Annotated in this window: 24 protein-coding genes, 1 tRNA gene and 1 pseudogene; 6 read left to right on the forward strand and 20 right to left on the reverse strand. The window is 67.5% G+C overall.

The genetic code is table 11. The features are described 5' to 3' along the window. Positions 1–573, reverse strand: a pseudogene (locus ADL25_RS50995) (hypothetical protein); the annotation flags it as partial. A 235-nt stretch (positions 574–808) separates the two neighbouring features. After that, positions 809–1,306, reverse strand: a complete 498-nt coding sequence (locus ADL25_RS34935; protein WP_059131925.1) for a response regulator — start codon at positions 1,304–1,306, stop codon at positions 809–811. A gap of 353 nt (positions 1,307–1,659) precedes the next feature. Between ADL25_RS34935 and ADL25_RS34940 the strand changes: the two genes are divergently transcribed. After that, positions 1,660–1,731, forward strand: a tRNA-Arg gene (locus ADL25_RS34940). A 220-nt stretch (positions 1,732–1,951) separates the two neighbouring features. Beyond that, positions 1,952–2,794, forward strand: a complete 843-nt coding sequence (locus ADL25_RS49330; protein ID WP_159045069.1) for a hypothetical protein — start codon at positions 1,952–1,954, stop codon at positions 2,792–2,794. A 208-nt stretch (positions 2,795–3,002) separates the two neighbouring features. On the opposite strand, the gene ADL25_RS34945 is transcribed toward ADL25_RS49330, so the two are convergent. From ADL25_RS34945 to ADL25_RS35010, 15 genes are all read right to left on the reverse strand, one after another. Then, positions 3,003–4,457: a tyrosine-type recombinase/integrase gene (locus ADL25_RS34945; RefSeq protein ID WP_059131926.1), complete on the reverse strand. Its 1,455-nt coding sequence runs from the start codon at positions 4,455–4,457 to the stop codon at positions 3,003–3,005. Further along, complete coding sequence (locus tag ADL25_RS34950) at positions 4,454–4,645, reverse strand: helix-turn-helix transcriptional regulator (protein ID WP_107116786.1); 192 nt, start codon at positions 4,643–4,645, stop codon at positions 4,454–4,456. Before ADL25_RS34950 ends, ADL25_RS34945 begins: the two co-directional genes overlap by 4 nt. Beyond that, positions 4,642–5,802, reverse strand: a complete 1,161-nt coding sequence (locus tag ADL25_RS34955; RefSeq protein WP_059131927.1) for an AAA family ATPase — start codon at positions 5,800–5,802, stop codon at positions 4,642–4,644. Before ADL25_RS34955 ends, ADL25_RS34950 begins: the two co-directional genes overlap by 4 nt. Further along, positions 5,799–6,698 carry a bifunctional DNA primase/polymerase gene (locus tag ADL25_RS34960; RefSeq protein ID WP_059131928.1) on the reverse strand — a complete coding sequence of 300 codons (900 nt, stop codon included), beginning with the start codon at positions 6,696–6,698 and terminating at the stop codon, positions 5,799–5,801. The genes ADL25_RS34955 and ADL25_RS34960 overlap by 4 nt, the downstream gene beginning before the upstream one ends. Positions 6,699–6,786: 88 nt before the next feature. Next, a complete protein-coding gene (locus ADL25_RS34965; protein WP_059131929.1) occupies positions 6,787–7,251 on the reverse strand; it encodes a hypothetical protein in 465 nt (154 codons plus the stop codon). Between the two features lie 12 nt (positions 7,252–7,263). After that, positions 7,264–7,671: a DUF7221 family queuine tRNA-ribosyltransferase-like protein gene (locus tag ADL25_RS52340; RefSeq protein WP_420711395.1), complete on the reverse strand. Its 408-nt coding sequence runs from the start codon at positions 7,669–7,671 to the stop codon at positions 7,264–7,266. Further along, positions 7,662–8,057 carry a DUF7221 family queuine tRNA-ribosyltransferase-like protein gene (locus tag ADL25_RS51005; RefSeq protein WP_234381164.1) on the reverse strand — a complete coding sequence of 132 codons (396 nt, stop codon included), beginning with the start codon at positions 8,055–8,057 and terminating at the stop codon, positions 7,662–7,664. Before ADL25_RS51005 ends, ADL25_RS52340 begins: the two co-directional genes overlap by 10 nt. 11 nt (positions 8,058–8,068) lie before the next feature. Next, a complete protein-coding gene (locus ADL25_RS34975; protein ID WP_059131930.1) occupies positions 8,069–8,530 on the reverse strand; it encodes a hypothetical protein in 462 nt (153 codons plus the stop codon). 15 nt (positions 8,531–8,545) lie between these two features. Beyond that, positions 8,546–8,740: a hypothetical protein gene (locus ADL25_RS34980; RefSeq protein WP_059131931.1), complete on the reverse strand. Its 195-nt coding sequence runs from the start codon at positions 8,738–8,740 to the stop codon at positions 8,546–8,548. A gap of 156 nt (positions 8,741–8,896) precedes the next feature. Then, entirely contained in the window at positions 8,897–9,145 is a 249-nt protein-coding gene (locus ADL25_RS34985) for a hypothetical protein (RefSeq protein WP_059131932.1), read from the reverse strand. A 141-nt stretch (positions 9,146–9,286) separates the two neighbouring features. After that, entirely contained in the window at positions 9,287–11,518 is a 2,232-nt protein-coding gene (locus ADL25_RS34990; protein ID WP_199839262.1) for a cell division protein FtsK, read from the reverse strand. Positions 11,519–11,594: 76 nt separating this feature from the next. After that, positions 11,595–11,978: an RRQRL motif-containing zinc-binding protein gene (locus ADL25_RS34995; protein WP_059131933.1), complete on the reverse strand. Its 384-nt coding sequence runs from the start codon at positions 11,976–11,978 to the stop codon at positions 11,595–11,597. Further along, on the reverse strand, positions 11,978–12,628 hold the full coding sequence (locus ADL25_RS35000) for a GGDEF domain-containing protein (protein ID WP_059131934.1): 651 nt from the start codon (positions 12,626–12,628) through the stop codon (positions 11,978–11,980). Before ADL25_RS35000 ends, ADL25_RS34995 begins: the two co-directional genes overlap by 1 nt. Beyond that, a complete protein-coding gene (locus tag ADL25_RS35005) occupies positions 12,625–13,623 on the reverse strand; it encodes a DUF2637 domain-containing protein (RefSeq protein ID WP_059131935.1) in 999 nt (332 codons plus the stop codon). Before ADL25_RS35005 ends, ADL25_RS35000 begins: the two co-directional genes overlap by 4 nt. Beyond that, on the reverse strand, positions 13,620–13,919 hold the full coding sequence (locus ADL25_RS35010; protein ID WP_059131936.1) for a hypothetical protein: 300 nt from the start codon (positions 13,917–13,919) through the stop codon (positions 13,620–13,622). Before ADL25_RS35010 ends, ADL25_RS35005 begins: the two co-directional genes overlap by 4 nt. Before the next feature lie 325 nt (positions 13,920–14,244). On the opposite strand from ADL25_RS35010, the gene ADL25_RS35015 reads away from it, so the two are divergent. Both ADL25_RS35015 and ADL25_RS35020 read left to right on the forward strand, forming a co-directional pair. Next, a complete protein-coding gene (locus tag ADL25_RS35015) occupies positions 14,245–14,991 on the forward strand; it encodes a helix-turn-helix domain-containing protein (protein WP_059131937.1) in 747 nt (248 codons plus the stop codon). Continuing rightward, positions 14,988–15,461 (forward strand): NUDIX domain-containing protein, encoded by a 474-nt coding sequence (locus ADL25_RS35020; protein ID WP_059131938.1) that lies wholly within the window; start codon positions 14,988–14,990, stop codon positions 15,459–15,461. The genes ADL25_RS35015 and ADL25_RS35020 overlap by 4 nt, the downstream gene beginning before the upstream one ends. Here the strand turns inward: ADL25_RS35020 and ADL25_RS35025 are convergent. Beyond that, complete coding sequence (locus ADL25_RS35025; protein ID WP_059131939.1) at positions 15,454–16,014, reverse strand: HD domain-containing protein; 561 nt, start codon at positions 16,012–16,014, stop codon at positions 15,454–15,456. The two genes, ADL25_RS35020 and ADL25_RS35025, sit on opposite strands and share 8 nt — an antisense overlap. 28 nt (positions 16,015–16,042) lie before the next feature. Beyond that, positions 16,043–16,654, reverse strand: coding sequence for a GntR family transcriptional regulator (locus ADL25_RS52345; RefSeq protein WP_420711396.1), 612 nt, complete (start codon positions 16,652–16,654; stop codon positions 16,043–16,045). A gap of 262 nt (positions 16,655–16,916) precedes the next feature. On the opposite strand from ADL25_RS52345, the gene ADL25_RS35035 reads away from it, so the two are divergent. Then, on the forward strand, positions 16,917–20,375 hold the full coding sequence (locus ADL25_RS35035; RefSeq protein ID WP_059131941.1) for a type ISP restriction/modification enzyme: 3,459 nt from the start codon (positions 16,917–16,919) through the stop codon (positions 20,373–20,375). 416 nt (positions 20,376–20,791) lie between these two features. Here ADL25_RS35035 and ADL25_RS35040 read toward each other — a convergent pair whose 3' ends face one another. Continuing rightward, positions 20,792–23,572: a helix-turn-helix transcriptional regulator gene (locus ADL25_RS35040; RefSeq protein WP_234381165.1), complete on the reverse strand. Its 2,781-nt coding sequence runs from the start codon at positions 23,570–23,572 to the stop codon at positions 20,792–20,794. A 235-nt stretch (positions 23,573–23,807) separates the two neighbouring features. Here ADL25_RS35040 and ADL25_RS35045 point away from each other — a divergent pair, with 235 nt between their 5' ends. Further along, positions 23,808–25,007 (forward strand): epoxide hydrolase family protein, encoded by a 1,200-nt coding sequence (locus ADL25_RS35045; RefSeq protein WP_059131943.1) that lies wholly within the window; start codon positions 23,808–23,810, stop codon positions 25,005–25,007. The last annotated feature ends 335 nt before the right edge of the window (positions 25,008–25,342 follow it).

Consider the following 25,342-nt stretch of genomic DNA (forward strand, 5'->3'; position numbering starts at 1 on the left):
GGTGGCGGTGACTGTGTCGGGGGCGGGGTCCGCGTCGCGGTCGACGTCTGCGCCGCTGTCTACGTCTGCCTCGCGATCGACGTCTGTGTGGCCGTCTGCATCGGTGTCGGGGTCGGCGTCTGTGCTGCCGCCGACATCTGTGCTGTTCTCATCTCTGTTGCTGTCGATATCTCTGCTGCTGTCGACAGCAGGGCCACTGTTGATGCCGGTCGGGAGGATGCCCTGCCTGCCCGAGGCATAGCCGCCGCCACCCTGAAGGATCTCCCGCACGAGGGAGGCGGTGGCGCCGGAGCCCTCGAGGTGGATGTTGAGGAAGCCGGGTCCGGTGATCTCGACGTCGGCCACTCCGGTGGTGTCACGGAGGTGGGACCGCAGGATCTCGGCGACCTGGCGCGCCGGCCGGCCGGCGGGACGAGCGAGCTGGAGGGCGATGTTGGTGGCGTAGTCGCCACGGCCTCCGGGGCCGGGCGGAGTGACGACGGCACGTGCGGGCACGGCCACGCTCAGTTCCCCGTCGTCCACAGCGCGACGCACCGCGCACAGCACGGTACGGGAGAGCTCGACGGGGGTCACGGGACAAGGGTATGGGAGGAGGGGGGTGGGTCTGCGACCTGGTTTGGACGGAAGTCCGGGATGTGGACGGGGGTCGGAGGCCCCGGACGGGGAGCGGCCGACGGGCCCGGCGGGCGGCGGTCAGGATGCCGTTGCCGGAGGCTTCGGCGGGCGGCGCCGAAGCGCCGCCCCGTCACGGCGACGATCACTTGCTGATCAGGAACTCGGGGAGGCTCCCCGTCGGCCGAAAAGCTGTTCAGGCACCCGTGCGCCCGACGTGATCAGCGCGCCCGGCCCGCTCGCCCTCCCCGGAGTCGCGCCCGCTGCCGACCACGAGCCCGGCACCGACACCGCCGACGTTGCGAGGGGCATCCGCGGGGCGGGAGGCATCGACGCGCCCTCGACGCTCCATCAGGTCCTTCACCAGGTCGACAAGTTCGGTGGGTTCGAACGGCTTGGCGAGGAACGCGTCGACACCCACGTCGAGGCCGCTCTCGACCTCGTACTGCGTGCACGCGCTGATGATGGCGAGCGGGAGCTCCCGAGTCCGCGGATCGGACCGCAACCGCGCGGCGGTACGAAGTCCGTCGAGCCGCGGCATGACGACATCGAGGGTGACCACGTCGGGCTGTACATGATGAACGATGTCCAGACATTCGGCACCGTCGGCCGCGGTCACGACCTCGATACCCTCCAGCTCGAGGTTGACCCTGATCAGCTGCCGGATGACCTTGTTGTCGTCCACAACAAGCACCCGACCGGACGCGCCTGGCACAAGTCGAGAGTAGGTCGCCCCGAGCGGCCGCGTCCGGGTTTTCCCCACTTCCACCCCGTCCGGGGGAGGCACAACGAAGCCGACGCCTTGCCCACCGGTCGAGACGGCCCGTGCACGCAAAGGGAGTTCCACCGAGAGTCGAGGCTCGCGGGGAAGCTGAGCTTCGAGGGAGCGGCGCCGCGCACCCGGGCGTGTCCGAGCGAGCGGCTTTCGACACCCGGGGGCGCCCTGCCGAGGGAACGGCGGGCACCCCACGGCCCGGGAAACCTGTTCATGGCGACCCTGAAAGAGCTGGTAGGGTTCTACCCGTCGCCGCAGAGAACGGCCGACACGCCCCCGTAGCTCAGGGGATAGAGCAACGGCCTCCGGAGCCGTGTGCGCAGGTTCGAATCCTGCCGGGGGCACAGAAGCCGGATCAGGGTGATCAAGCCACTGACCAGCCAAAGTGCCGCATGCAAAGAGCCAGACTCAGTCTCACTGAGTCTGGCTCTTTGTCATTGGTGCGCACTAGTCGCGAGTGAGTGGCGAGTGAGACGTCCAGCCCACACCGCAAGCCGCGATGCGACAGAGGAACCACGCGGGTGACAGCATGGCGCGCCCAACGGATGATGAAGAGGACCGCCGATGCCCCTTGCCCAGTTCCCCGCGTACCGTCAATACGAAAGGATGAGGCGATCGGTCAACGACAGCGTCATGGGTCTCTTCGCCGGGGCTGGACTTGCATCCGTCCTCCTGCAACCCATGGTGCAGGCACCGGCTCCTCTCTCGCTGATCTTTCCCCGCGTTGAAGAGATTTCCCGATTCGACCTTTCGATCGAGAAGGCTCGGGACATCCTGGACGATGCCGGTCCTCACATCGCAAAGATGGCTCTCCCTTACCTCATGTCCCTACACGAAGATTACATGGGGTCATGTCTAAAATTGCTTGCCAAAGACGGTCTAATTACAGCTAAAGTCGCGGATCGGACCATCGTAAGTAAAGTGCACGAAGCCTTCGAGCAGGGGATCGGATCACCGCTCCCCCAGGCCAGCCTTCAGCAGTTCCACGTCCTCAGGGAGATGAGAAATTGCCTCATCCACAGAGGTGGCGTGATAGATGAGCGTCTAGTAGCAGAAGCCTCTAAATGCTCCAAGGGAGCGCTAGCGGGATGGCGCAAGGTGGTGCGAAATTCACCGCAACACCTCAAGGAGGGCGACTCCTTGAAAGTTGGAACAGGCGAGCTCGTCCTCGGCTTCGCAGTTTCCAAACTTCTAGCAAGGGCCGTCAACGAGCTGCTCGCGAGCGGGCTAACAAGAGACACTTGGATTGACGTAATCCTGGAGGACATGGAAGAATTCGGTCCAGGAATCCCTCAAAATATTGACGAACGCACAAGAAAAGTTCTCGGATATGCTCGTCATAACTACCTAGCAATTGGCGCAACGCCGACCGAATTGCAGGATGGCTTGACGCGAATAGGTTACTAAAATAAAGAAGGGCCGCCCAGAGGCGACCCTTCTTGAAAAGGCGGGCTCTTTCTTGAGCTACGGCCAACGGCCGCCAGGGTTCGATACCTGGATCTCCATCCTTCTGTGGAGCTCTTGGTTGCGAACCAAAAGGACTGAATCCAGCTCCTGCGCTAGGCGCGGGAGTGACAGTACCACACGTGGGCCGGGCTGAAGTTACGCCTTAACCTCAGTCCACCCACCCCATCGCCTCCTCGATCTTCTTGTTGTTCACCTCCTCATGACCGTCGATGCAACCCTCGTACCGACGGTGGATGACTTCAGGTGAGTTGCCCGCTCGGCGGGCGACCTCGGCAACGGGGACGCCCGCGTTCAGCCAGTTCGTGATGCAGGTGTGGCGTAGGTCGTAGGGCCGATGCGCGAGCGGCGAATCCACCTTGTCCGGGGGGAGAGCGATGGGACGAGCCTCCTGCCACACCCGCCAGTAGCTCGAAGTCCCAAGCACCTCACCACGTTCGTTGTGGAAGACCCGGCCGTCCTTCGCCGTCCCGAACTCCCTGATGTGCTCGCGCAGCATCGCGACCAACGGTGGCGGGATGGGTACCGGGCGGTCCGCCTTGACCTCGCGGGACTTAAGTCCGCGTTTGTCGTGCCGCTTGCCGGAGTCCGTCCACTTCTTGCCGGAGACCGGACGGGTCTCCTTCAGGGTGAGCGTGCCCCAACCCTTCTCGGGCAGGTAGCAGTCCCTTTCCCTGAGGCCAACCGCTTCGGCCGGCCGCATCGCCGCATAGAGCTGGCAGGCGAAGAAGGCGACCAGCCGACGCCCTCGGTTGCGGTGCACCGACCCGACGTACGAGACCGCCGTGAGGAGCTGGGCTCCCTGCACCGCGTTCACCAGTACCCGGGGGTCTACGACGTCACCGTGGGTGGAACCCGCGCGCTTCACTCCCGCGAGCGGGTTCGTATCCAGGTACCCGCACTCGATCGCGTACTCCATGGCGGTGTTGAAGCCGCGACGGCGACGCTTGTAGGTCTCCCCCGCCGCCGGGGTGTCGTCCAGCTTGAACGAGAGCCGGTACTGGACGTCCCGGACCACCTTGGGGTCGGTAAGGGCTGACAGGGACAGTGAGCGGTGCTGAAGCCATAAACAGGCAGCCGCGAGACCTTCGGGAGGGTCTTCGTCCTGATGCGCCGGTACGACAGCCCACCGCATCGCCAAGCGGACCTCTTCGAGAGATGGCGCCTTCTTCCCGTCGCCCATCATCGCGAGCGCGACCGTAGCGAGACTGTCAGCCACCCCTTCTCGGGTCTTGGCCGCGGACGTGCGCCACCGGCTGACCATGTACTCCCGGCTGAAGTCCCACCATGACGGGTCGGGCTTGGCATTCTCCCGTGCGGCAACCGCCCTGAGTTCAGACTCCGGCAACCCCGACTCGACGTCGAACGCCTCGCCCTTGACCATCGCCTTCCACAGGTCGGAACGGCGACTCTCGGCGAGAGTGACCGTCGCGAAACTAGCGGTTTTGACCTTGCCCGCCACGATCCAACGAAGCTGGTAGGGAGCTCTCTTGCTCCGCACTTGGTTGATCTTCCACACCCGCACATCCGTGGACAGGGTCGGTTCGTTGGCCGCGGGCGGGCGCCCGCTCTCGCGGACGCCCTTCGAGTTGTTGCGGTAGGTCACGCGGCTTCCTCCAACGCCTCAATCCAGCGCTCCAGTTCCGACCGCCGGATGCGCACCGAGCCGTTGGGGAGCTTGATGGCCCTCGGTCCCTTCCTGAGCTGTCGCCAGCGGTAGAAGGTCGCTCGGGGTACGCCGATTTCGGCGATGACCTGGTCGATGCTGAGCATCTCGTCTCGGGCCACGGTCACTTCCTTCTACGCTGGTCCGCCGTGAGGGAGCCGGACAGGCCGGACAGCTCCTGTTGAAGCTGTCCGGGCCGTTCGTGCTGGTCAGGTGGGGTAACCGGACAGCCGGACAGTGCGGACACCTCCGGGGTGCCCTGAGTCCGGGTCTCGGTGTCCGGGTAATACCGGCCGCTGAGGTCCTTGCTGAGCTGGCCGGCGTCAGCCATGCGGTTGCAGGTCCTACGGATCGTGTCGATATCGACGTGGGGCAGGTCTTCGGCCATGTCCTTGGGTTTGGCACCGGGGTGGGCGCGGACGTAGCGCAGGATCGTGGCGCGGGTGTCGCCCACGGTGTGGTCGGAGACCGGGCCGTCCAGCAGGTGCCAGGCGCCGGAGGCGGGTTGGAAGCTGAGGGCGTACTCGGCTTCGTCGACGTCGCGGCCGGTGACGTGCAAGATGCCGTCCGCCTGCCCGCGGGCCCGCTTCAGAACGAGCGTGGCGTCCGCGGCTCCGGCGATGCCGTTGGTGCCGGAGACCTCGGTGAGGAAGTCGTCGGAGCCTGCCTTGCGGACGTGGTGCACGAGGACGACAGCCACGCTGTAGTGGTCGGCGAGCCGCTTGGCGTAGCCGACGGCAACGTAGTCCGCGTCGTACGCCGACACCCCGGCCGGGGCCTGGCCGCGCATCTTGGCGAACACGTCGATGACGACCATGCGCGCGTCGGGGTGGCGCTCCAGCCACTGAGCAATGGCCTCGGTTCCACCCTGAGGGAAGGGCGGGCACTCGGTGACCAGCGTCAGACCAGCGGGCGCCTGCTGTCCACCAAGCAGCTTGCCCATACGGGTCTGGAGACGGCGCGGGGTGTCTTCCAGAGCGAGGTAGAGCACCGGGCCGCCCTGGACGGGAACGGAGTCGAACGCCTTGCCGCCGGCCGCGACCGACAGGCCCAGTCCGAGTGAGAGCCAGGACTTGCCGACCTTGGGCGGTCCGGCGAGCACGTTGACGCCTTCGGCGAGGATGCCGGGCACGGCCCATTTCGGCTCGGGGAAGTGCGCAGCCATGAGCTGATCGGCCGTCCATGCGGTCCGCGGGCGCTCCCGCTTCGGCGGCACTGTGGGGGCCGTTTCGGGGTCGCTGGGGACGGAGTACAGGTGCAGGGGCGGGATGGGATTGGCGCTCATGCCGCGACCGTCCGGGGGCGCCGTGCTCCAGCCCGAAGCCCTGAGGCGATGGTGCGCCGTGCCTCGCGTTCGCCTTGGCCGACCTGGAGCGCGGCCGTGAGGAGCCAGCCGGTGACCTCGGCTTCGCTCAACTCGCCTCCGGCAACGAGCTGTCCGAGGGCCACCGCGGCGACGTAGAGCGCGTTGTTGTGCTCGTGTGGTCCGGAGCCGGTGACCCGCTCAACTTCACCGCTTACGGCGGAGCGGAGGAAGGCTGTACGTCGCCCGCGCCCGGTGAGGGCGACCGTGATGGGGGTCTGCGGGGGCAGCGGCGCCGGGCGCAGGAGTTCGGCGAGCCAGCCCGGCAGAGGTGCCACGGGGGCGTTGTGGGTGACCTCGTACGGGTGTCCGGTGCAGGTGCTGCCCGCGCCGACCACGAGCCCGCCCCACGCCCGGGTGTCGACCTTCCAACCCAGCCCGCGGGCGCTGTCCCCGGCGGTGTTGCGCAGGGGCTCGCCCTCGGGTGCGAGGAAGTACAGGTGGGTGCCGCCGCTCCAGGTGCGCACCGTGTACGTGTCGCCGGGGAAGGGCTGGCCGTGGCGCTCGCAGAGCACGGCGAGGACGTCGGCGCCGTCGGCCGCCCCGTGCTGGGCACACGCGGCTGGCGGGGTGTCGCCGGGGTGCTTGGGCTTGTCCAGGTCGATGATGATCAGGCCGGAGGGGCCGGTGGCGATGCCGACGTTGAAGGCGGCGGTGGACCACGCGCGGGTGATGCGGTCCGGGTCGGTGGTTGCACGGGTCTCCCAGTGGGAGACGGCCGGGCGCTTGTCGCCGGAGATGAGGGGGAAGACGCGCCAGCCACGCGACGCTGCGTCAAGCGCGGCTGTGAGCTGGGCAAAGCCGTCACGGTACGGCATGCTGGGAGTTCTCCTGTTCGCTACGGACGGGCAGGGAGAACCGCGGCGGCGGGCGACCTTGCTGGGGAGTCCCGCCGCCGCGGCGTTGCTACTGGCTCTTGGCCCAGTGGGCGTACTGCTGGCGGACGTAATGGCGCGGATCGCAGATGACGGCCGTGTCGTCCAGCTCCATCAGCCGTTGCGCGGCTCGGGTGGCGAGGTCGGCCGCGTCGCTGGTGACGCTGTCAGCTTCATCGCTGACCGCGATCCGGTCCAACAGCGCGGCCTTGCGAAGCCAGAACTCCCGGTTCAACCCGTCGTAGAACGGCCGATCGGCCGCCGCCCTGGCGGTCCATCCGATCTCGCTGACGATGCTCGGGGCGAGCGCGTACGCCTCGTCCGGCGTCGGCCACGGTCCCGGTTCGGGGCGGTGGTCGGCGGTGAGGTACAGGCGGGTGCGCTCGCCATCGCGGGTGGGGTAGGTGCGTACGGCGCCGGTGGCGAACGCGTCGCTGAGCGCGGTGGTGGTGCGGTCGGCATCGGCCGCTTCGCAGATAATGCGGATCTCGAACATGGCTTCCTTTCGTCAGGCTGCGTCGAGGAAGGGCTGTTGCCAGGGCAGGAGGCTGGCCAGAACGCGGGTACGCCAGCGCAGGGCGTAGTCGAGGCAGTTGGCACAGTTCTTGTGTGTATGGCCGGGCAGCGGTGGCCTGCGGCGGGCGTGATAGCTCCACGCCGCGGAGTCGGCTGACGCGAGCAGATGGCCGACCCGTTCCAGTCCCAGCGTCTTGAAGCCGAAGCCATGCAGATTCAGCCCTCGCGCAGCCATCGCAGTCACGATGGCCGCTCCCTCGCGGGTGGACTGAAGGCGGCAGACCGAGCCGAGCCCGACCGTGGGTTCGCGGGTCAAGTCGACCCCGGCCCGCTCGTACAGTTCCGCGCACCATTCGTAGTCCGCGACCGTCCGCCCCTGAAGGACAGGGGCTATCCGCAACTCGGGGGCGAGGAGTGCAGTTCCAGGAAGTTGGCGACGGTGCGGCGGATGTGTTCCGGCACGCTGAGGTGGGTGCCGACGAAGACGTTCGGCCCGGCCGTGCCGCCGTGGATGATGAGGTCCTCACACATCCAGTCCTGCGGGGCCGCCCAGTCGTAGGGGCCGACGCATTCCCAGATGCGGCGCAGGTCCTCGATGTACTGGCGTGGGGTGCGCGTCCATCGGCCGTGGCGCTGGAGCTCCGAGAAGCCGCCGGAGTCCACCGCGTACGGGCCGCGCGCCTCATCCAGCTTGACCGCGTTGACGAAGTGTTCGGACTTCAGGAACAGCGGCACCTTGGTCAGCCGGACCCAGTGGCGTTTGTGGGTGGTCAGGTAGAAGCGCAAGCTGTGCCCCCTCAGCCGTGGAAGTGGTTGCGCTTGATGACGGCCTTGCGGATATTGACCGTGGTCCCGCCGCGGTGGCCGCTCGCGCTGAAGACCTGTACGGCGATGAAGCCGCCGATGATGACGGCGGCGAGGATGACGAGTTGGGTAATGAGCGCGGTCAGGGCGGTGATGAACGCGGTCAGCAGGAACAGCCCGCCACACACAGCGAGGAACCCGACACCTCCGAGCGCGATGTTCACGGCCGCGCGGGAGACGGGCGGCTTGGCGGTGACCGGCTCCGGCTGCATGGGGCTGAGCGCGTAGCCGGTGACGACCCGGCCGTCGGGCAGGACGATGCTCGCCACAGCCGGGATGCCCTGAGGCTGTACAGCCGTAAGCGGCATGGCCTGCGCGGGCATGATCGGGGCGGGGTGATGGACTTCCACGGCCGCCGTGTCGTACGCGGCGAGGTGGCGGGTAGGTTCGTTCATGGTCAGTCTCCCCTGTCAGTTGCCGAGGGCGGACAGGGCGTCGGCGGACGCCTGCACGAGGTTGTGGATGGGCTCGTAGGCGCCGGTCCCGGCGACGAAGAACCCGAACAGGAACAGCACCAGGGCAGCGCCGCCCCCGGCGGACTTGGTCTTGACGGCGAGGGCGGAGGCGGCGCCGAACAGCAGTACGGCGGAGATGTTGAGGATCACGGCAGGGAAACTCGCTTCCGGGCGAGGTGGATGGGTGGTTACGCGCTGCGCGCCCCGGGTGCTGGCAAGTTCGGGGCGATGCGCCGGCGACCGTGCCCGCCTGGCTCCAGCTAGGAGCGGGGCCCGTCTCATGACGGGCGGTCGCCGGTCGCTCGTTCAAGCGCTGGCGCGGTAGATGCGGGCCCAGCGGTTGTAGAGCCAGCGGCCGACGCGGATGCGCTTGCCGGTCGCCTTGCAACGGCGGCAGTCCTTGCCGCGCTTGAGGCGTCCCTTGCGGTCGGTCTTCAGCGCGTGGCCCATGCCGTGGCACGTGCGGCAGTCGCCGAACGGCGAGGCCACACACAGCCCGCCGTAACCGACAGTGACGACTATCAGGCAGGCGATAGCAAGGACGATGGGGGTCATCAGATGCCCTCCGGGCGAGTTTTCGGGGGTTTCTGCAGGTGGGGTGCTATCCGCTAGATCACAGGTGGAAGCGGATATGGGGTGCTAGCGGGGGTGCTACCGGTAGCAGGTGCGGGTGCTACCGGTAGCACCGTGCCGGGCCTATGCGGCGCCCGGTTTCTCGTTACGCTCCGCAATCGCCTTCAGGAGGTCGGCGCGAGCGATCCCGCGCCGGGTGGTGCGGCTCCCGTCGTCGGTCGTCCCCGCCACGTCGCGGGTCTTGATGCCGTGCGGCTTGAGCGCGGAGGTGACGTTCTCGCCCTTCCAGCCGCCGTAGACGTCAGGGCGCAGTTCGGCGAGGCGGGCGGCGATCCGCTCGTTCCACACCCGCTCTTCCTTCTCCGGCACCACGGCCGCGACGTCCGCGAGCAGGTCGTAGGACGGGCCCGTGACGACCTCGGGGGCTTCCCCGAGGGCATAGCCGGACAGGAGTCCGGCCTTGTCCCGCACGGTGCGGGCGCGGGCGGCGACACGCTCGGCAAGGGGCGCGTCCAGGAACGCGCTGGAGACGATCCGGGCGTCGGAGCCCTCACCGACGAAGTAGTGCAGGCCCTTGTCCCCCCACGCGAACATCGTGGCGCGCACGCCGCGCTTGTAGGAGGACGTGCCCAGCACCATGTCGTTCTCGGTCTGGCCCATCACCTTCAGGCAGAAACGCGTGCTGGCGTTCGCGCTGATGCCGGTGGGCAGCGACTTGGCGTCGGGCCGCTGGGTGGCCAGCAGCAGCACGATCCCGGTGGCGGGACCGCGCTTGACCAGGTCGGTCGCGATCTCCTCGAACTCCTTGCCGTGCTCCGCGTGCTCGAACAGCACCTGGCACTCATCCACCCCGATCACGATCGGGTGCAGACCCAGGGAGCGCTTGTCGGCGAGCTGGCTGGTCACCTTGGACTCAGGGCAGATATCCCGGGGCAGCGAGCGGATCACCTTGGTCCGGCGGCGCAGTTCCTCACGCAGGGCACGGAAGTCGCCCAGCGCGTACTGGATCGTCTCGTCTTCCTCGCCGACGCCGTGCCGGTGGGAGACGGCCTCGCCGACCGGATCGAGGTCTCCAGTGCCCTTCATGTCGTAGGTGTGCAGCTCCGCGCGCGAGTCGAGGGCGGCGATGAGCAGCAGCAGCCGCAGCAGGAACGTCTTGCCCATGCGGGGAATCGCGCCGATCACCCCGGCGATGAACATCAGGGTGACCGGCACCCAGCGTCCGCGCTGGTCAATGCCATACGGAATGGCCTTGAACAGGTCGACCGTGCCGGACTTCAGCAGCGGCCATGCGGGCTTCGGGGCGGCCTTGAGGGTCTGGTCACCGACCCACAGCACGAGGTGACCGGGGTGTTCCTCCGACTCCGCTTCCGGCCACACGCAGCCCAGCGGCCGGCGCAGGCCGGACGCGAGACGCTCTCGCTTCTCGATCACGTCCGTGACGGTCACGCCGAAGGGCAGGTTGCCCTCCGCGCGCCAGCCGGGCCCGTCGCGGGTGATCGGGGCGGTGAACTCGAACCCGTCCCAGCCCTTGGCCTGGGCCTGGTTGATCGCGGGAATGCCGATCGCTCCGAGCGCCCGCAGCACGATGTCCGACGTGAGCTTGGACGCCTTCGGGACTTCCACAGCCCTGTGGATAACTGGGGCGTCGGCCTTACGCCCGGCCGCCCCGAGCGCCATCACGACCGCGCCGACCGACACGGCCTGGAGCCAGTCGGGGGCAAGGACGTACAGGGCGAGCGCGAGGGCGAGGCCGACGAACATGCACAGCACGGCCACCAGGGTGCGCAGCCGCACGCGGCCGTCGCGCTGCCGCGACAGCTTCAGGTACTCGGCCGCGTCCTCACGCCGGACGGCGGCCAGGCGAATCGGCTCGCCCTCGCGGTCGGCGACCCACCGCATCGTGCCGCCCACGAACCGGGCCAGCCCGGTCGGCGCCTGCATCGTCAGACGCGCGGCGTACACCGGGGAGCGCAGGGCGTGGTATCCGGCCGCGTGGGTGTAGTGGCGGGCCACCCATGCCGTGGCGGTCTTGAGTTCGGCGGTCGACCGGAGCCAGGCGGGGACCACGTCCCGGCGCTTGGCGGCGGCGAGCCGACCGAGGTAGCCCGGACCGGCCGCCTTCACGGTCGGAGAGTCGACCATCACGCGCACACTCGGGTCGGCCGACTCCATCCCCGACCCACCCGGAGCCGAGTCGGGCGACCGGTCGGCGTCGGGTCGAGCGGTCGGGTCGGCCGACTCCGAGCGGGTCGACCGCGCCTTGTCGAGGTCCACCACCTCGCCCCCGGAGTCGGCGGCCATCTCGGCTTCCAGCCGGTTGAAGAGTTCGTTGTCGTCGTCGGGGTGCTTCACTGAAGCTTCCTTCTCTGTGGAGGGATGCGGGGCCCGGCCGCTGCTTTGGTCGGTTGAGACCGGGCCCCGTGGCTGGTCAGGCGGCGCGCTGTTCCTCGGGGTAGGCGCAGAGGAGGCACATCCCGAGCGAGGTCGGGATGCAGTAGCTGTAGGTGACCTGGCACGTGGGGCAGGTGCGGCGGGCGAGCACCGCCAGGGCGAGCGCACCCCACTTGCGCGACGTCATCGGCCGGACCGGCATCGCGCGGTCGACGCGGTAGAGGTAGGCGACCTGCACCCCGGCCTTGCGGCCCCGGTTGCGGCGCATCACCTGCGCAGCGACCGGCTGTCCGCCCGGCCGCAGACCGGCCGCCCTGAGTTGGCGGCGGGTGGCGTAGCCGTCCGGGGCGAACCGCCACGGAAAGGTGGGGACTCCGAAACGGGTGCCGGACGGGTCAAAGCACTTGCCGTAGGCGGACATCAGGCAGCCACCTTCACGACGGGCACGTCGGTGCGGGCCCCGGTGCGTCCGGCACGGCGTCCAGTGACGGTGGCGAACAGCCGTCCCAACCCAGCCCGGCGAGCTCCGGCGCGGGCTTGCTTAGCCGCGTACATCGCCTCATCGGCCCGCCGCAGCAGCGCGGAAAGGTCGTCGCCGGGGAAGTCCGTGGTACGCACCCAGCCGAGCGAGACCGTGGTGTGTACAGCCGGGTCCTGGCCGTCGACGGGGCGGGCGAGCGAGCCGTGCAGGACGGCGAGCATGTCGGCGGCGGTGCCGTGGTCGTCGATGAGCACGGCGGCGAATTCGTCTCCCCCGAGCCGTCCAACCACCCCGGACCGGCCGACGTGGTGAGCGAGCCGTTCCGCGGTCGCCTTCAGCAGCACGTCACCGGCCGCGTGGCCGAAGGTGTCGTTGATCTCCTTGAAGCGGTCGACGTCGGCCAGCACCACGACCGCCCGCGGGTCGCGCAGCAGGGTGGTGGCCCGGCGGGTGAATGCCTCGCGAGTCCGCAGCCCGGTCAGCGGGTCACGGCGGGCGACGTTCAGGCGCCGCCGCAGTAACAGCATGTGGGCCGCCCAGCCGGAGGCGACCGGAGCCGCCGCGGCCAGCATGGTCATCAGGGTGTTCATGCCGCTGCCCCCTCGGTCCCCTCGTTGCTGTCGTCGTCGACGGAGTGCAGGCGGCGGCCCTCGGCCCGCTCGTTCAACAAAAGGTCGCGCAGCACACGGGAGTTGGCAGCAGAGCAGTGCAGCGTGGTTCGGATGGCTTCCGCGTTGATCGCGTCATCGGTCCAGTCGGCCGTGGCCTGGCGTGCCTCGGCGAGCAGTTCCGCCGGGGTCCGCGGCGCCTTGGCGGTCTTGGCCTTGCCCTTGGTGCTGGCCGGACGCTTCCGCGGCGGTTTGGGTGCCTCCGGCTTCGGCTCCGCCGCCTGCTGTGGCGGCGCGGGCGGGACGTCCTCGCTCGCCGGGGCCAGCTCGCCCAGCTTCAGCAGCACGCGTTCCGGGCGCGGGGTCTTTGACCGCCACCGCCTACCGTGCCGCTCCCGCAGCCGAGCGTGGGCCAACTGTCGCTCACGCTCCCGCTTCAGTGCCTCGGAGTAGGAGGTGATCTCCCACAGCGTCATCCGCCGCCACAGGGCGAACGTCGACAGCGGGGCGAGCATCCAGCGGGAGAACCGCACCTTCTCCATCCGCCGCCCGGTCGCGGCACCGATCCGTACGGCGTAGACGTGGGCGCCGATCTCGGAGAACACCACCCACAGCAGTGGCATCGTGCCGTGCGCGACCTTCGCCCACAGCGAGTGTCCGGCGGCGACGTTCAGCCCGCACGTGACCAGCGTCAGCGCCCAGGGCACGAACCGCACCCACGCCAACGCCATATCCATCCGGATCAACAGCAGGTTGGCCACAGTGAACACCGGAATGGCCACGTCGATGCCAACCGGCAGCATCCACGGCGCGTCGAAGCCCCACCGGGCGGCTGCAGAGGAGACCGCGTCAAAGGAGGCAATGAGCCCCAGGGCGCCGACTCCGGCCGCGGCTAGCGCGCCCAGTCCGGCAAGGCCCATCTCCGGTTTCGTCAGCGGCGGCACCGCCGGCCGCGCCGTCTCGGTCGCGGCCGTCATGCCGCCGCTCCCTTCCGGGAGCTCCGGCGGCGCCCGGCCGGACGCGCCAGCGGGATGACGTTAAATAGCTCCGGGGCGTGGGCCTCGATCACCTCGGCGGCAATGCGGGCCACGTCGTCCGGCAGGTAGCGGTACTCGGGGTCAGCAAGGATGTCGCGTGCCGCGTCCAGACGGGCCGCGCGCTCGTCATCCGTCTCACCCTCAACCCCGAGCCACAGCTCAACCGGCGTGCCAAGGGCCAGTTCCACAAAGTCCTCAGCGGATACAGCCTGTTGATGGCCGACGTACGTACGCATGGTGCTCTCCTGAATCGAAGGGGCAGGGAGAACCGCGGCGGCGGGCGACCTTGCTGGGGAGTCCCGCCGCCGGGCAGTGATTGTGCAGGTCAGGACAGCCGTAGCCGCCCCATTCAGGCATGCGATACATGCTTGAACATGTCTCTCACAGTGGCGCGCCCGATTACGACTGTCAAGTCCTTCGCTGCTTTCAGGTCGCCCTGCGACGTGACATCAGGTTGCCGCTCAGAGGCAGGACGAAGTGACCACGTCCCTGGACGACTTGGGACGTCCTCGCTAGCGTTCAGTAGGTCATGTACGTCCCTGGACGTCCCCGGGAGTTGGTATGGCGAACGAGCGCTTACGGTCGGCGATGTTGACGCAAGGCATCGCGGTCGACGCCATGGCGACCCACATCGGCGTGGACCCGAAAACCGTCGAGCGCTGGATCACGCAGGGGCGCGCGCCCTACCGACGCCATCGCCTTGCCATCGCCGCATTCCTGCACGAAGACGAGACTTATCTCTGGCCGAACGGCCTTCCCGACAATCAGCGGCAGGATGCAGCCGACGCTGAGGTCCTGAAGGTGTACCCGCACCGCTCCTACGTTCCCCCGGAACTCTGGTTGCAGCTCTTCGGCCGAGCGGAACGGGAGATCGGCGTACTCGTCCACGCAGGCGTGTTCCTAGCGGAGAACCCACGGTGGCCCCAGCTGCTTAGGCAGAAGGCATCGTTCGGTGTGCGGGCCCGGATCCTGCTAGGCGACCCCGAGAGTCAAGAGATCCAGCGGCGCGGGGAAGAGGAGGAGATCGGCGAGGGCGTCGCGTACAAAGTGCGTGAGGTCATGAAGCTCTATCGTCCGCTGTACTCGGTTCCCGGTATCGAGTTCCGGATGCACAGGTCAACCCTCCACAACTCGCTATACCGCTCCGACGACGAGTGGCTAGTCAACACGCAGGTGTACGGAGTGAGCGCCCCCCTGGCCCCGGTGCTGCACCTCCGCCGTGTCGCCGGCGCAGAGTTGGTCTCGACTTACCAGCAGAGCTTCGAGAAGGTGTGGTCCGAAGCCGTCCCCATCGAAAGGTCCTCATGAGTCGCCGCACCGACTATTTCAACGATCCCGCCGCACCGAAGGCCAACAGCATCGTGCCCGCGGTAACCGCGTTCGTCGTAAACGATGCGGGCGACGTACTCCTGGAGCGACGTTCGGACAACGGCCGCTGGGGCATGCCAGGGGGCGTCCAGGAGGTCGGGGAGAACATCGCCGGTACGGTCGTCCGGGAGGTTCTAGAGGAGACAGGCATTCACGTCGAAGTGATCGGCCTGGTCGGGATTTTCACCGACCCTGGGCACGTCATCGCCTTCGCGGACGGAGAGGTGCGTCAGGAGTTCTCGCTCTGCTTCCGGGCCCGGCCAGTCGGTGGTGAGATCAAGGTGAGCTCGGAGTCCTTCGCAGTGCGGTGGGTTCCCAGAGCGGAGCTGGATTCTCTGGACGTCTCACCGACCACGCGTCGACGCCTAGAGCAGGGGTTCCGCAACGCTGAAGTCCCTCTGATCAGCTGAGCTCCAGCGCCACCGCCTCGGCACGCTCCCGTACCCGGGCCACCCTTGCCATGAGCTTGGGCCGAGCCGCGGATACCGCCCGGAAGACGACGTGTTCGGGACCGTACCGTTCCAGGACCTCTGAGAGCCGCTCGGCAGGGTCCACCAGATCCCCGCCCGGACTACTGGTCAGATCGCAATAGGTGATCGCGTCCACCAACTCAGGTTCGGCGGGCCCAAACTCGTTGAGTTCTTCGTCCAGCCCGAGTTCGGATGCCTCCCATGACGAGGACGTGTGGAAGGCTACGATGCTGCACAGTCGCGGGTCAGCCCTCACGACGTCACGCAAGTACCGGGCTCCGTCGATCATGTGCTGTCCCGTATCTACGGCGGTCTGGGCATATCCGATGTCGTGCGCGATGGCGGCGGCAGCCAACAGCTCGGCGTCCTCACCCAGCGTCGGCGCCAGGGTCAGAGCCTGGGAGTAGACCCGCTGAGAGTGGGACCACCGCCGCGGCAGGCTGTTGGCCAACAGCGACTCGGCAAGGTCGTAGGCCCACTTGGCCAGTTGCATTTCCACTGCCTCCGAGGCAATCGGGAGTTCAGGAAGGAGAACTGACGAACCGGCCAACCCCGTGTCGCGCCTCGACATGGCCGGCAGTCTCCAGCTCACGCACGGCGCGGCGAACCGTGCCGCGAGACACCCCGTACTTCTCGACAAGGGCCGCCTCGCTCGGAAGACGCGTACCGGCAGGCAAGTCGCCCTTCCGGATCTGCTCCAACAAGTCCGCCATGATCTGTTCGTACGGCGCTGTCCCGGAGCCCTCGGCGACCCTGCGGCCAACACCAGCGACAGTCCTGATGTCCCCCGATTCTTCGAGGGCACGCAGGGCACGCCGAACCGTCGTACGGGCCACTCCGAACTCGCGCCCGATCTCGGCCTCGGACGGCAACCCGTCTCGGTAGGCCCCAGCGGCGATCCGCTCGCGCAACGTCTGAGAGATCGCGTGGTACGTCCCGCGCGGGCTAGGGCTCGGCACGCATTCCTCCTTCGAAGACCGTCGGGTTCCAGCTTCCCACGGACACCCATACTGGTGACGTGTACTTGCTGTCCGACTGTCCGGCTGTCCGGTTAAGGCTTTCACCTGCACAAACGGGCCGGACAGCTCAAAGTGCCGGTGTCCGGGCTGTCCGGCCACAGACGGCTGCAACACCCTCGGGGTGTTGCAGCCCGTCGGCGGAGCCGACCTCTCAACAGGCGTAGGAGCCGGAGGCGACTTCCGATCTGCTCTGCCTCACGAGAGGTGAACAGCAGAGCGCGTAACTTTCCCTGCCCGATCAAGGCCCGCGGAGGAGTGGGCGCTGTCGTAGGTGGTCGGGGTACGCGACCTTGAGAGACGCTCTCGACGATCGGTGACGGTGCACTTACCGTGTGTCGAGTTGGATACCGGGAGTGTGCTGGCCTCTGGGGGCGGGATGCAGCGCAGGGACGGGCTTCGGCAAATCGTCAGTGAGTTCGGTGCGACCTGCAAGCAGGCACTGCTGCATGGGCAGAAGGAAGCCGCGATACGTCGCGCCGTGGAGACGCTTCTCGTCGACGCGGCACGCGCGTTGGGGTTGCAGGCTGTCCTACATGCCGAGGTAGCAATCGCCGCGCACCGAATACGCCCTGACCTGGCTGTGCGGATCGGGAAGTTGTCGCGCAACATCGTCGGCTACGTCGAGCTGAAGAGTCCGGACAAAAGCGTGATCCATCCCGGCGGGCTGAATCAACGCGACCGCCGACAGTGGGAGGGCATGGCGAAGCTCCCCAACTTGATATACACCAACGGCCAGACATGGATCATGTACCGCTCCGGTCGGCAGCATGGCGAAACCATCCACCTCGAGGGCGATCTGCGTACCGCAGGCGCCCGCCTTCGGCTACCGGTAGCCAGCGAGGCCGCTTTTGAATCAATGCTGACGGCGTTCTTCAGTTGGCAGCCGCATCCGTTGACGTCGATGCGGGAAGTGGTTGCCCAGGTAGCCCCCCTGTGCACTCTTCTACGAGATGCCGTCCACGACCGTCTCGACGCCGAAGCCCGCCTCCCCCGCCATCGGCGCCCCTTCACCGACCTGGCATCCAACCTTGAAGTCGATCTCTTTCCCACTACCGATGACCGGGACAAACGTGCGGCCTTCGCCGACCGCTACGCCCAATCCGTCACCTTCGCACTCCTGCTAGCCAGCTCGGACATCGCCGATGGGCACGGCAACACACTAGCCAAGATGAGCCTGCATGAGGTCGGTCGGCGTCTTGGAGCGGAGCACTCCGTCATGGGGCGCGCTCTGCAGATTCTCACAGACCAAGTCGAGGGAGAATTCCGCGACAGCCTCGACATGCTCGTTCGCGTCATCGATGCCATTGACTGGCGAAGTGCCCTATCTAGCGACCCCAGCTTCCACGTGCACCTTTACGAACACTTCCTGCAGGAGTACGACCCAGACCTCCGTAAGGACTCCGGCACCTACTACACCCCAGCACCGTTGATGGAGGAGATGATCCGCCTTGTCGATGAGGCGTTGATCACTACGCTGGGTTGCCAGGACGGTTTCGCCGACCCTGGTGTGTCCATCATCGACCCGGCCATGGGCACCGGTACCTTCCTTACCGGCATCATCGACCTTGTCGCCCGCAAGCAATCCGAGGGCGGCAATGACGGGTTCCGCGCCGAATCCGTACAAGAACTTGCAAGCCGGCTGATCGGCTTTGAAAAGCAGATGGGTGCCTTCGCCGTCGCTCAGATGCGCGTCGGGCAGATGCTGCGTTCTCTTAACGCCCGGGTCCGGCTGGGCGACATGCGTCTACATCTAGCCGACACCCTCGCCGACCCTTGGCGGCCAAGCGAGCTCTTCACCCGCTACGGCGCCTTGTGGGGTCCCTTACGTGACAACGCTGAAGCCGCCAGCACCATCCAGCGCGAGGAGCGCATCACCGTAGTCATCGGCAACCCTCCCCACCGCGAACAGGCAGAGGGCCAGGGAGGATGGATCGAGAACGGATCTCCAGACCGAGGGGCCCCGCCTCTAGACGCCTTCCGGTTGCGCGGTGCGGCAGGAGTGTACGAGAACAAGTTGAAAAGCCTGTGTACCTACTTCTGGCGCTGGGCCACTCACAAAGTCTTCGACCAGTACGAGGACGACCGCCACGGTGTTGTCTGCTTCGTCAGCACCGGCGGGTTCATTCGCGGCGCCGGCTTTCAGGGAATGCGCTCATACTTGCGTCGCACTTGCACCGAGGGCTGGGTCATCGACCTCACCCCTGAAACCAAGAGGCCCCCGCTCAACAGCCGCTTTTTCCCTGGTGTCCAGCAGGAGTTGGCCATCGCCATCTTTGTCCGCAAGCAAGGCGAACGGCGAGACCAACTGGCCCCCGTCCACTACACGGCTGTCCATGGCACCCGCCATGACAAAGAACAGCAATTGCACGACCTGCACATCGACGGTACCGGCTGGAGCACCTCCCGGCCTGACGAGCACGTCCCTTTCACACCCGCCTCCCACAGCGGCTGGGATTCCTTTCCCGCCCTCAGCGACCTGATGCCCTGGCGTAAGCCGGGTATAAAGCCCAATCGGAACTGGGTCATCAGCCCGTCCAAATCTGTCCTGCGTCGACGCTGGGACCGCCTCGTCCAGGAACGCGATCCCGTCACGCAACAGGCGTTGTTCAAAGAGACCCGCGATCGCGCCGTGGACAAAGAAGCCCTCCAGATACCGGGTCACCCCCATCCACGAACTCTCCTCCGTGACGAGCAAGGTCCCTGTCCTGGTCCGATAAGCATCGCCCGCAGAGCCTTCGACCGCCAGTGGCTCATACCAGACGGTCGCGTCATTGACTTTTGCCGCCCAGAATTGTGGCGAGCCGCCATCGACGGTCAGGTTTTCGTCGTCGAACAGCACTCACAACGCCTGCAGACTGGTCCGGCGCTGCTTTTCACCGCCCTCATTCCCGACAATGACTACTTCAAGGGAAATGGCGGTCGCGTCCTGCCACTCCTCCACGCTAACGGCACCCCCAACATCGCTCCCGGGCTGCTGCATCACCTCGCCAACTCCTACGGCCTCAAAGAGGTCCTCCCTGAGGATCTGCTGGCCTACATGGCCGCCGTCACCGCCCATCCTGCCTTCACCGAGCGCTATGCAGACGATCTCAACTCACCTGGCGTACGCATCCCCTTGACCGCCGCTAGCGACCTCTGGCATGAAGCCGTCAGCCTGGGACACCACATTCTGTGGGCCTCCACATTCGGCACACGTTGCATCGACCCCGGTGACGGCCGCCCAGCAGGCACATCGAATTGGTGGCGACGGCTGCACCCCGAGATCACGTACGCCCGAGAAGTTGCGCCTGACACTCTCCCCTCCGCTATCACCTACGACTCCGAAAACGAGCACCTGATCATCGAAGGGGGCGTCTTTACTGGCGTCACGCTGCGCATGCGCAACTACACCACCGGCGGACGCAACGTACTCGACAGCTGGCTCGCCTACCGCAGCAACCGCACCGCTGGCAAGGTGACCAGCGAACTCGACCGCGAGCGCCCCGAACACTGGGAGCACGAGTGGAGTCGGGAACTTGTGGAGATCCTCGCCGTACTCAGTCACCTAACCGCCCTTGAGCCGCAGCAAGCGGAGTTACTCGACCACATCTTGGCCGCACCCCTGATCGATGTCGCTGAGCTGAATCGACGCCGCATCCTGCCAGTACCCGAGCGCGCCCAACACGGTCGCATCAACCCGGACCACGCGTTCCTGCCCGGTCTGGAAACTGTCGATGGCCAACCGCCTGAACCCGTCGCCCCCCTCAAGCCACCGAACGACTCTCTGGGTGCCGCGTCGCCCGGACCACACTCGCCTGTACGGCCCGGCCCACGGGCTCGACGACGCCGGCCGTAGCGCTCACCCCATGGCCCTAACCTCCGAGTGAGCAGCGAGTGAGGGACGTTTGCGGAAATGGCGCCCTGGAAGTTCGCCCAGTTCAGAGGCTCGTTTCTGCACTCCTGGCGCCTGCCCTCCGGAGCCGTGTGCGCAGGTTCGAAGCCTGTCCCCCCGGGGGCACCCCCGGCATAAAGTGCCCAAAGCCCCGCCACCAGTGAAAGCGCTAGGTGCGGGGGCTCTGCCTACGCACAGGCGTATGTCGCCGCAGCGACCACATGCCAAGGTCCGCAGACGAGCGTGGACGGAACCCTGACGCATCGTCGCAGGTGAGACCCAGGAATCGCCGGCCCCCGGACACCGGGTCCACGACATCGGAGAGCCACTCGGCCCTGTCAAAGGGCCCGCTCCCGACAGCGCGGGCTGTCGCGACTCCGTCAGGCCCCCGGCATCCCCGATTTCGACGCAGACAACGCTGAGCGAAGGTGCCTGCGGGAACTCACGCCCAGCTTGGCGAATACGTTGCCGAGGTGCCACTCCACCGTGCGGGGGCTGATGAACAGCTGGGCGGCGATCTCCGAGTTGGTGTGGTCTCCGGCCAGCCTGGCGATCTGGGCTTCCTGGCTGGTGAGTTCGGCGTCGGCGCCCACCGTTCGCTTGCGTACGGTTTCTCCCGTCGCCAGCAGCTCCCTGCCGGCCCGTTCGGCGAAGCCGTCGGCTCCGAACCTGCTGAATGCCTGGTAGGCGCAGCGTAGTTGAGCACGGCTTTCCTGACGGCGGTTCCGGCGGCGCAGCCACTCGCCGTACAGCAGGCGCGCACGGGCCAGTTGGACGGCGACGCGGCAGTGTCCGAGACGCTCGACCGCCTCCCGGTAGAGTGCATCGGCGGCCTGATCGTCACTCAGCAACGCCCGCGAGCAGGCCGCCGTGCCCAAGGCCCATTCGGTGCCGGTCGCACGCGTGCGCTCGGTGAGATCGTCCAGTGCTGCCTCGCCGGACTCCGGCTGCCCGCTGCGGGCGGCCGCCTCGATGAGTTCGGCGAGCGACCACCCGAAGAAGCCCAGGTCCTCGTACTGGCATGCACGCGTCGCGGCGGCCAGCGCGGCATCGTAGCGGCCGAGTCCGTTGCAGAGCAGTGCGGTTGCGTACTCGGCCAGGCCGAGAACGCGTCCCTCACCCCTGGCACGCACTTCTTCGATGGTGGCCTCTATGTGGTCCAGGGCCGGGGATGCCTGTCCTCGCCAGGCGGCGAGAAGCAGGGACGTGTACATCATCGGTACGCCGCCCACCGCCTCCGAGATCGCCGTGGCCTCGTCGATCAGAGCCTCAGCGGTGTCGAATTCGCCGGCGTGGACGTGGGAGCACGCCTGGTAGGTCAGCGCCATCGGGAGGACATTGAGCGCCCCCGCCTCGCGAGCGAGGCCGACGGCGCCCTGCGCCATCTCGTGCCATGCTTCGTCGTCCCACAGCTCTGGTGCGAGAGGCTCGGGTGCCACACGGAACGCCAGCCACAGCCAGCGCCTTTCCGCTTCCGTCGCACGGGTCTTCTGCTCCTGTCGGACGACGTGCATCGCATGCCTGAGGGCGGCGACTCCGGCGACGTAGCCATCAAGGATCCGACCGGTGACGCTGTCCAGAAGAACGTCCACCATCCGCGGCGGTGTCCTGGACGGCGGGCCGGCGCGAGCCGCCTCGGCGACCTCGCGCAGCCCGGGTCCTTCGCCCAATCGGCCGGCGAAGCTCGCCGCGCCGAGCGTTTCCAGGAGGGTGTCGCGGGCAAGGGCGGCGTCGAGAGGTGCCAGCCGGTGTGCGGCATCGAGCAGGAGCCGAGGCGCTGCGCTGCCGCGCACCTGGGAGAACACCAGCCGGGCCCGCAGTCGCTCGAGTCGGGCGCGCTGCAGGTCGTCGAGTGGACCCGCCTCCGCGATGGCCAGCAGGGACTGAGCCTGGTCGACCCCGCCTGCGTCGATGTGGGCCTGAGCGGCGGCCAGTGCACGGCCGGCTCTCCGCGTGGCATCGGGGGTCAGCTCCGTCGCCTGCTGCAGGAACGAGGCCGCCGCGGCGATTCCTCCCCTGCCCTGGGCCCTGCCCGCCGAGCGCTCCAGGTCCACCGCAATGCCCTCGTCAGGCCGGTCGGTGGCGTGAGCGCGGTGCCACGCCCTGCGATCAGGATCAAGATGGGGATCGGTGGCCTCCGCCAGCGCCCGGTGCGCCGCCCGGCGCCCCGGCGCGGACGCCCCCTGGTAGATGGCCGAGCGCACCAGGGGATGGTGGAATCGCACCCTGGTACCGAACTCGACCAGTCCCGCGGCCTCGGCCGACATCGCGGCATCGTCCGGTATCCCCTGCAGGACGGCTGCGCGCCGCAACAGATCGACGTCTCCGGTCGGCTCGGCCGCGGCAGTCAGCAGAAGACGCCGGCTGTCCACCGGGAGCGATCGGAACTGCTGGTGAAGGGCGCTTTCGATGCGACTTGCCAAGGGTCGCCTGCCGGGCAGCCAGAAGCCACCCGCCAGCTCGGCGGGCGCCAGGGTGTGTGGCAGTCGGAGCAGCGCCATCGGGTTGCCGTGCGTCTCGGCGACGATTCTGTCCCGTACCAGCGGGTCGAGTGGCACGCGAACCGCCGAGGCCAGCAGGGCACGCGCCTCGTGATCGCTCAGGCCCTCGACGATCAGCTCCGGCAGACCGGCCAGCTCACGGCCGTCATCGCAATCCCGCAGGGCGAAGATCAAGGCGATCGAATCGGCCGCCAACCGCCTGGCCACGAATGCCAGCACCTGCAGGGACTCCTCATCCAGCCACTGCGCGTCATCGACGAGGCAGGCCAGCGGCCCGTCTTCGGCGGCGCCGGCCAGCAGACCGAGCACAGCCAGACCCACGAGGAACCGATTCGGCACCTCACCTTTCTGTAGTCCGAATGCGACGGACAGTGCATCACGCTGTGGATCGGGCAGCTCGTGGAGCCTGCCCAGCAAGGGCACGCAAAGCTGGTGAAGGCTCGCGAAGGGAAGCTCCATCTCCCACTCGATGCCCACGATGCCGAGGGAGCGGAATCCGACGGCCTGGCCGACCGCGTGGTCCAGCAACGCGGTCTTGCCGATCCCGGCTTCACCACGCAGGACCAGGACCGCGCTGTCGCCCGCCCGTGCTGTGGCCAGTACCCGCTCCAGCGCCGCCAGCTCGTGGTCCCGGCCCAGTAGCGCGACTCGAGAGTCCATGGACTGTACACCCATAGGCCGATCTCCCCGGAACGCCACTTTGATGCATCTACGCGCTGTTTTGACCGTATTCCCTTTTGGGTGTTTTCAGTAGTTGTACGCGGATCCGCCGCACCCCGGGGGTTCGACCACGGGGACACCCCGGGGGTTTCCCTGGGGCGAAGCACGCAGACCTGGACGACTGTGGACGAGCCGGCGACAGAGGGTCGCCGACATCGCAAGGAGCACCCCCCATATGTCTGACACTTCCGCATCGACGACTGTCCACCCGTTCACGTTCGAATTCCCCGACGCGGAGCTCCAGGACCTGCGTGCGCGTATCGAGGCGACGCGCTTCCCCGAGAAGGAGACCGTCGGCGATCAGTCCCAGGGCACCCAGCTCTCCACCGTCAAGGAACTGGCGCGTTACTGGGCGAACGAGTACGACTGGCGCAAGGTCGAGGCGCGGCTGAACTCCTACCCGCAGTTCATCACCGAGATCGACGGGCTGGACATCCATTTCATCCACGTCCGCTCGAAGCACGAGAACGCGCTGCCGGTGATCGTCACCCACGGCTGGCCGGGTTCGATCATCGAGCAGCTGAAGATCATCGAGCCGCTCACGAACCCGACGGCCCACGGTGGTGACGCCTCGGACGCCTTCCACGTGGTGATCCCGTCGATGCCCGGCTACGGCTTCTCCGGCAAGCCGACCGCGTCCGGCTGGGGTCCGGAGCGCATCGCCCGCGCCTGGGGCGAACTGATGAAGCGCCTCGGATACACCAAGTACGTCGCGCAGGGCGGCGACTGGGGCGCGGTCGTCACCGACCTCATGGGAGTGCAGGAGCCCGAGGGCCTGGTCGGTATCCACACCAACATGCCCAAGGTGATTCCGCCCGCCGTCGAGCAGGCCATCATCGCCGGCAACCCGCTGCCGTCCGACGTCGTCCTCGCCGACGACGAGCAAAAGCACGCCGTCGAGCAGCTGGAATTCGTCTACCGGCACGTCTACTACGCCTACATGATGGCCTCGCGCCCGCAGTCCCTCACGGCGCTCGCGGACTCCCCCGTCGGCCTGGCCGCCTTCCTGCTCGACCACGACAAGGCCAGCCTGGAGCTGATCACCCGGTCCTTCAACGGAGTGAGTGAAGGCCTGACGCGGGACGATGTCCTGGACAACATCACGCTCTTCTGGCTGACGAACACGGCGATCTCCGCGGCCCGCCTCTACGCGGAGAACACGACTCCCTTCTTCGGTTCGAAGGGTGTCAAACTCCCGGTAGCGGTGAGCGTCTTCCCCGACGAGCTCTACCAGGCCCCCAAGAGCTGGTCGGAGCAGGCGTACCCGAACCTCGTCCACTACAACAGGCTGCCCAAGGGCGGACACTTCGCCGCGTGGGAGCAGCCGGAGCTCTTCGTCGGGGAACTCCGCACGGGCTTCCGGTCACTTCGATAGTCCACCGGGTCCCGGTCGCCTGCACAGGCGATGGCCGGAGGGGCGGCCGTGGGTACTCGGCCCCGAGCCACTCGGCCGCCCCGCGTGCCGACAGCGCGAGCCGCGAACCGGCGTTGCGAAACGCGTCCGGCGCCGCCTGTGTCGCCGACGGCTTGCGATGGGCTCCGTCGCAGGTCAGAGAACTGCTGGTAGTGATCGAGGCAGTCACTCCGGACCCGTGTACTCGGGTTCGAAGCCTGCCGGGGACACCCTGCATGGTGCCCAATGACCCCGTCACCTGGCATGGTGCCCAAAGAGCCCGTCACCTGCGGAAACGCTGAGGCGGGGTCTCCGTG

The organism is Streptomyces sp. NRRL F-5122 (genome assembly GCF_001507435.1).
GTDB classification, from domain to species: Bacteria; Actinomycetota; Actinomycetes; order Streptomycetales; family Streptomycetaceae; genus Streptomyces; species Streptomyces lannensis.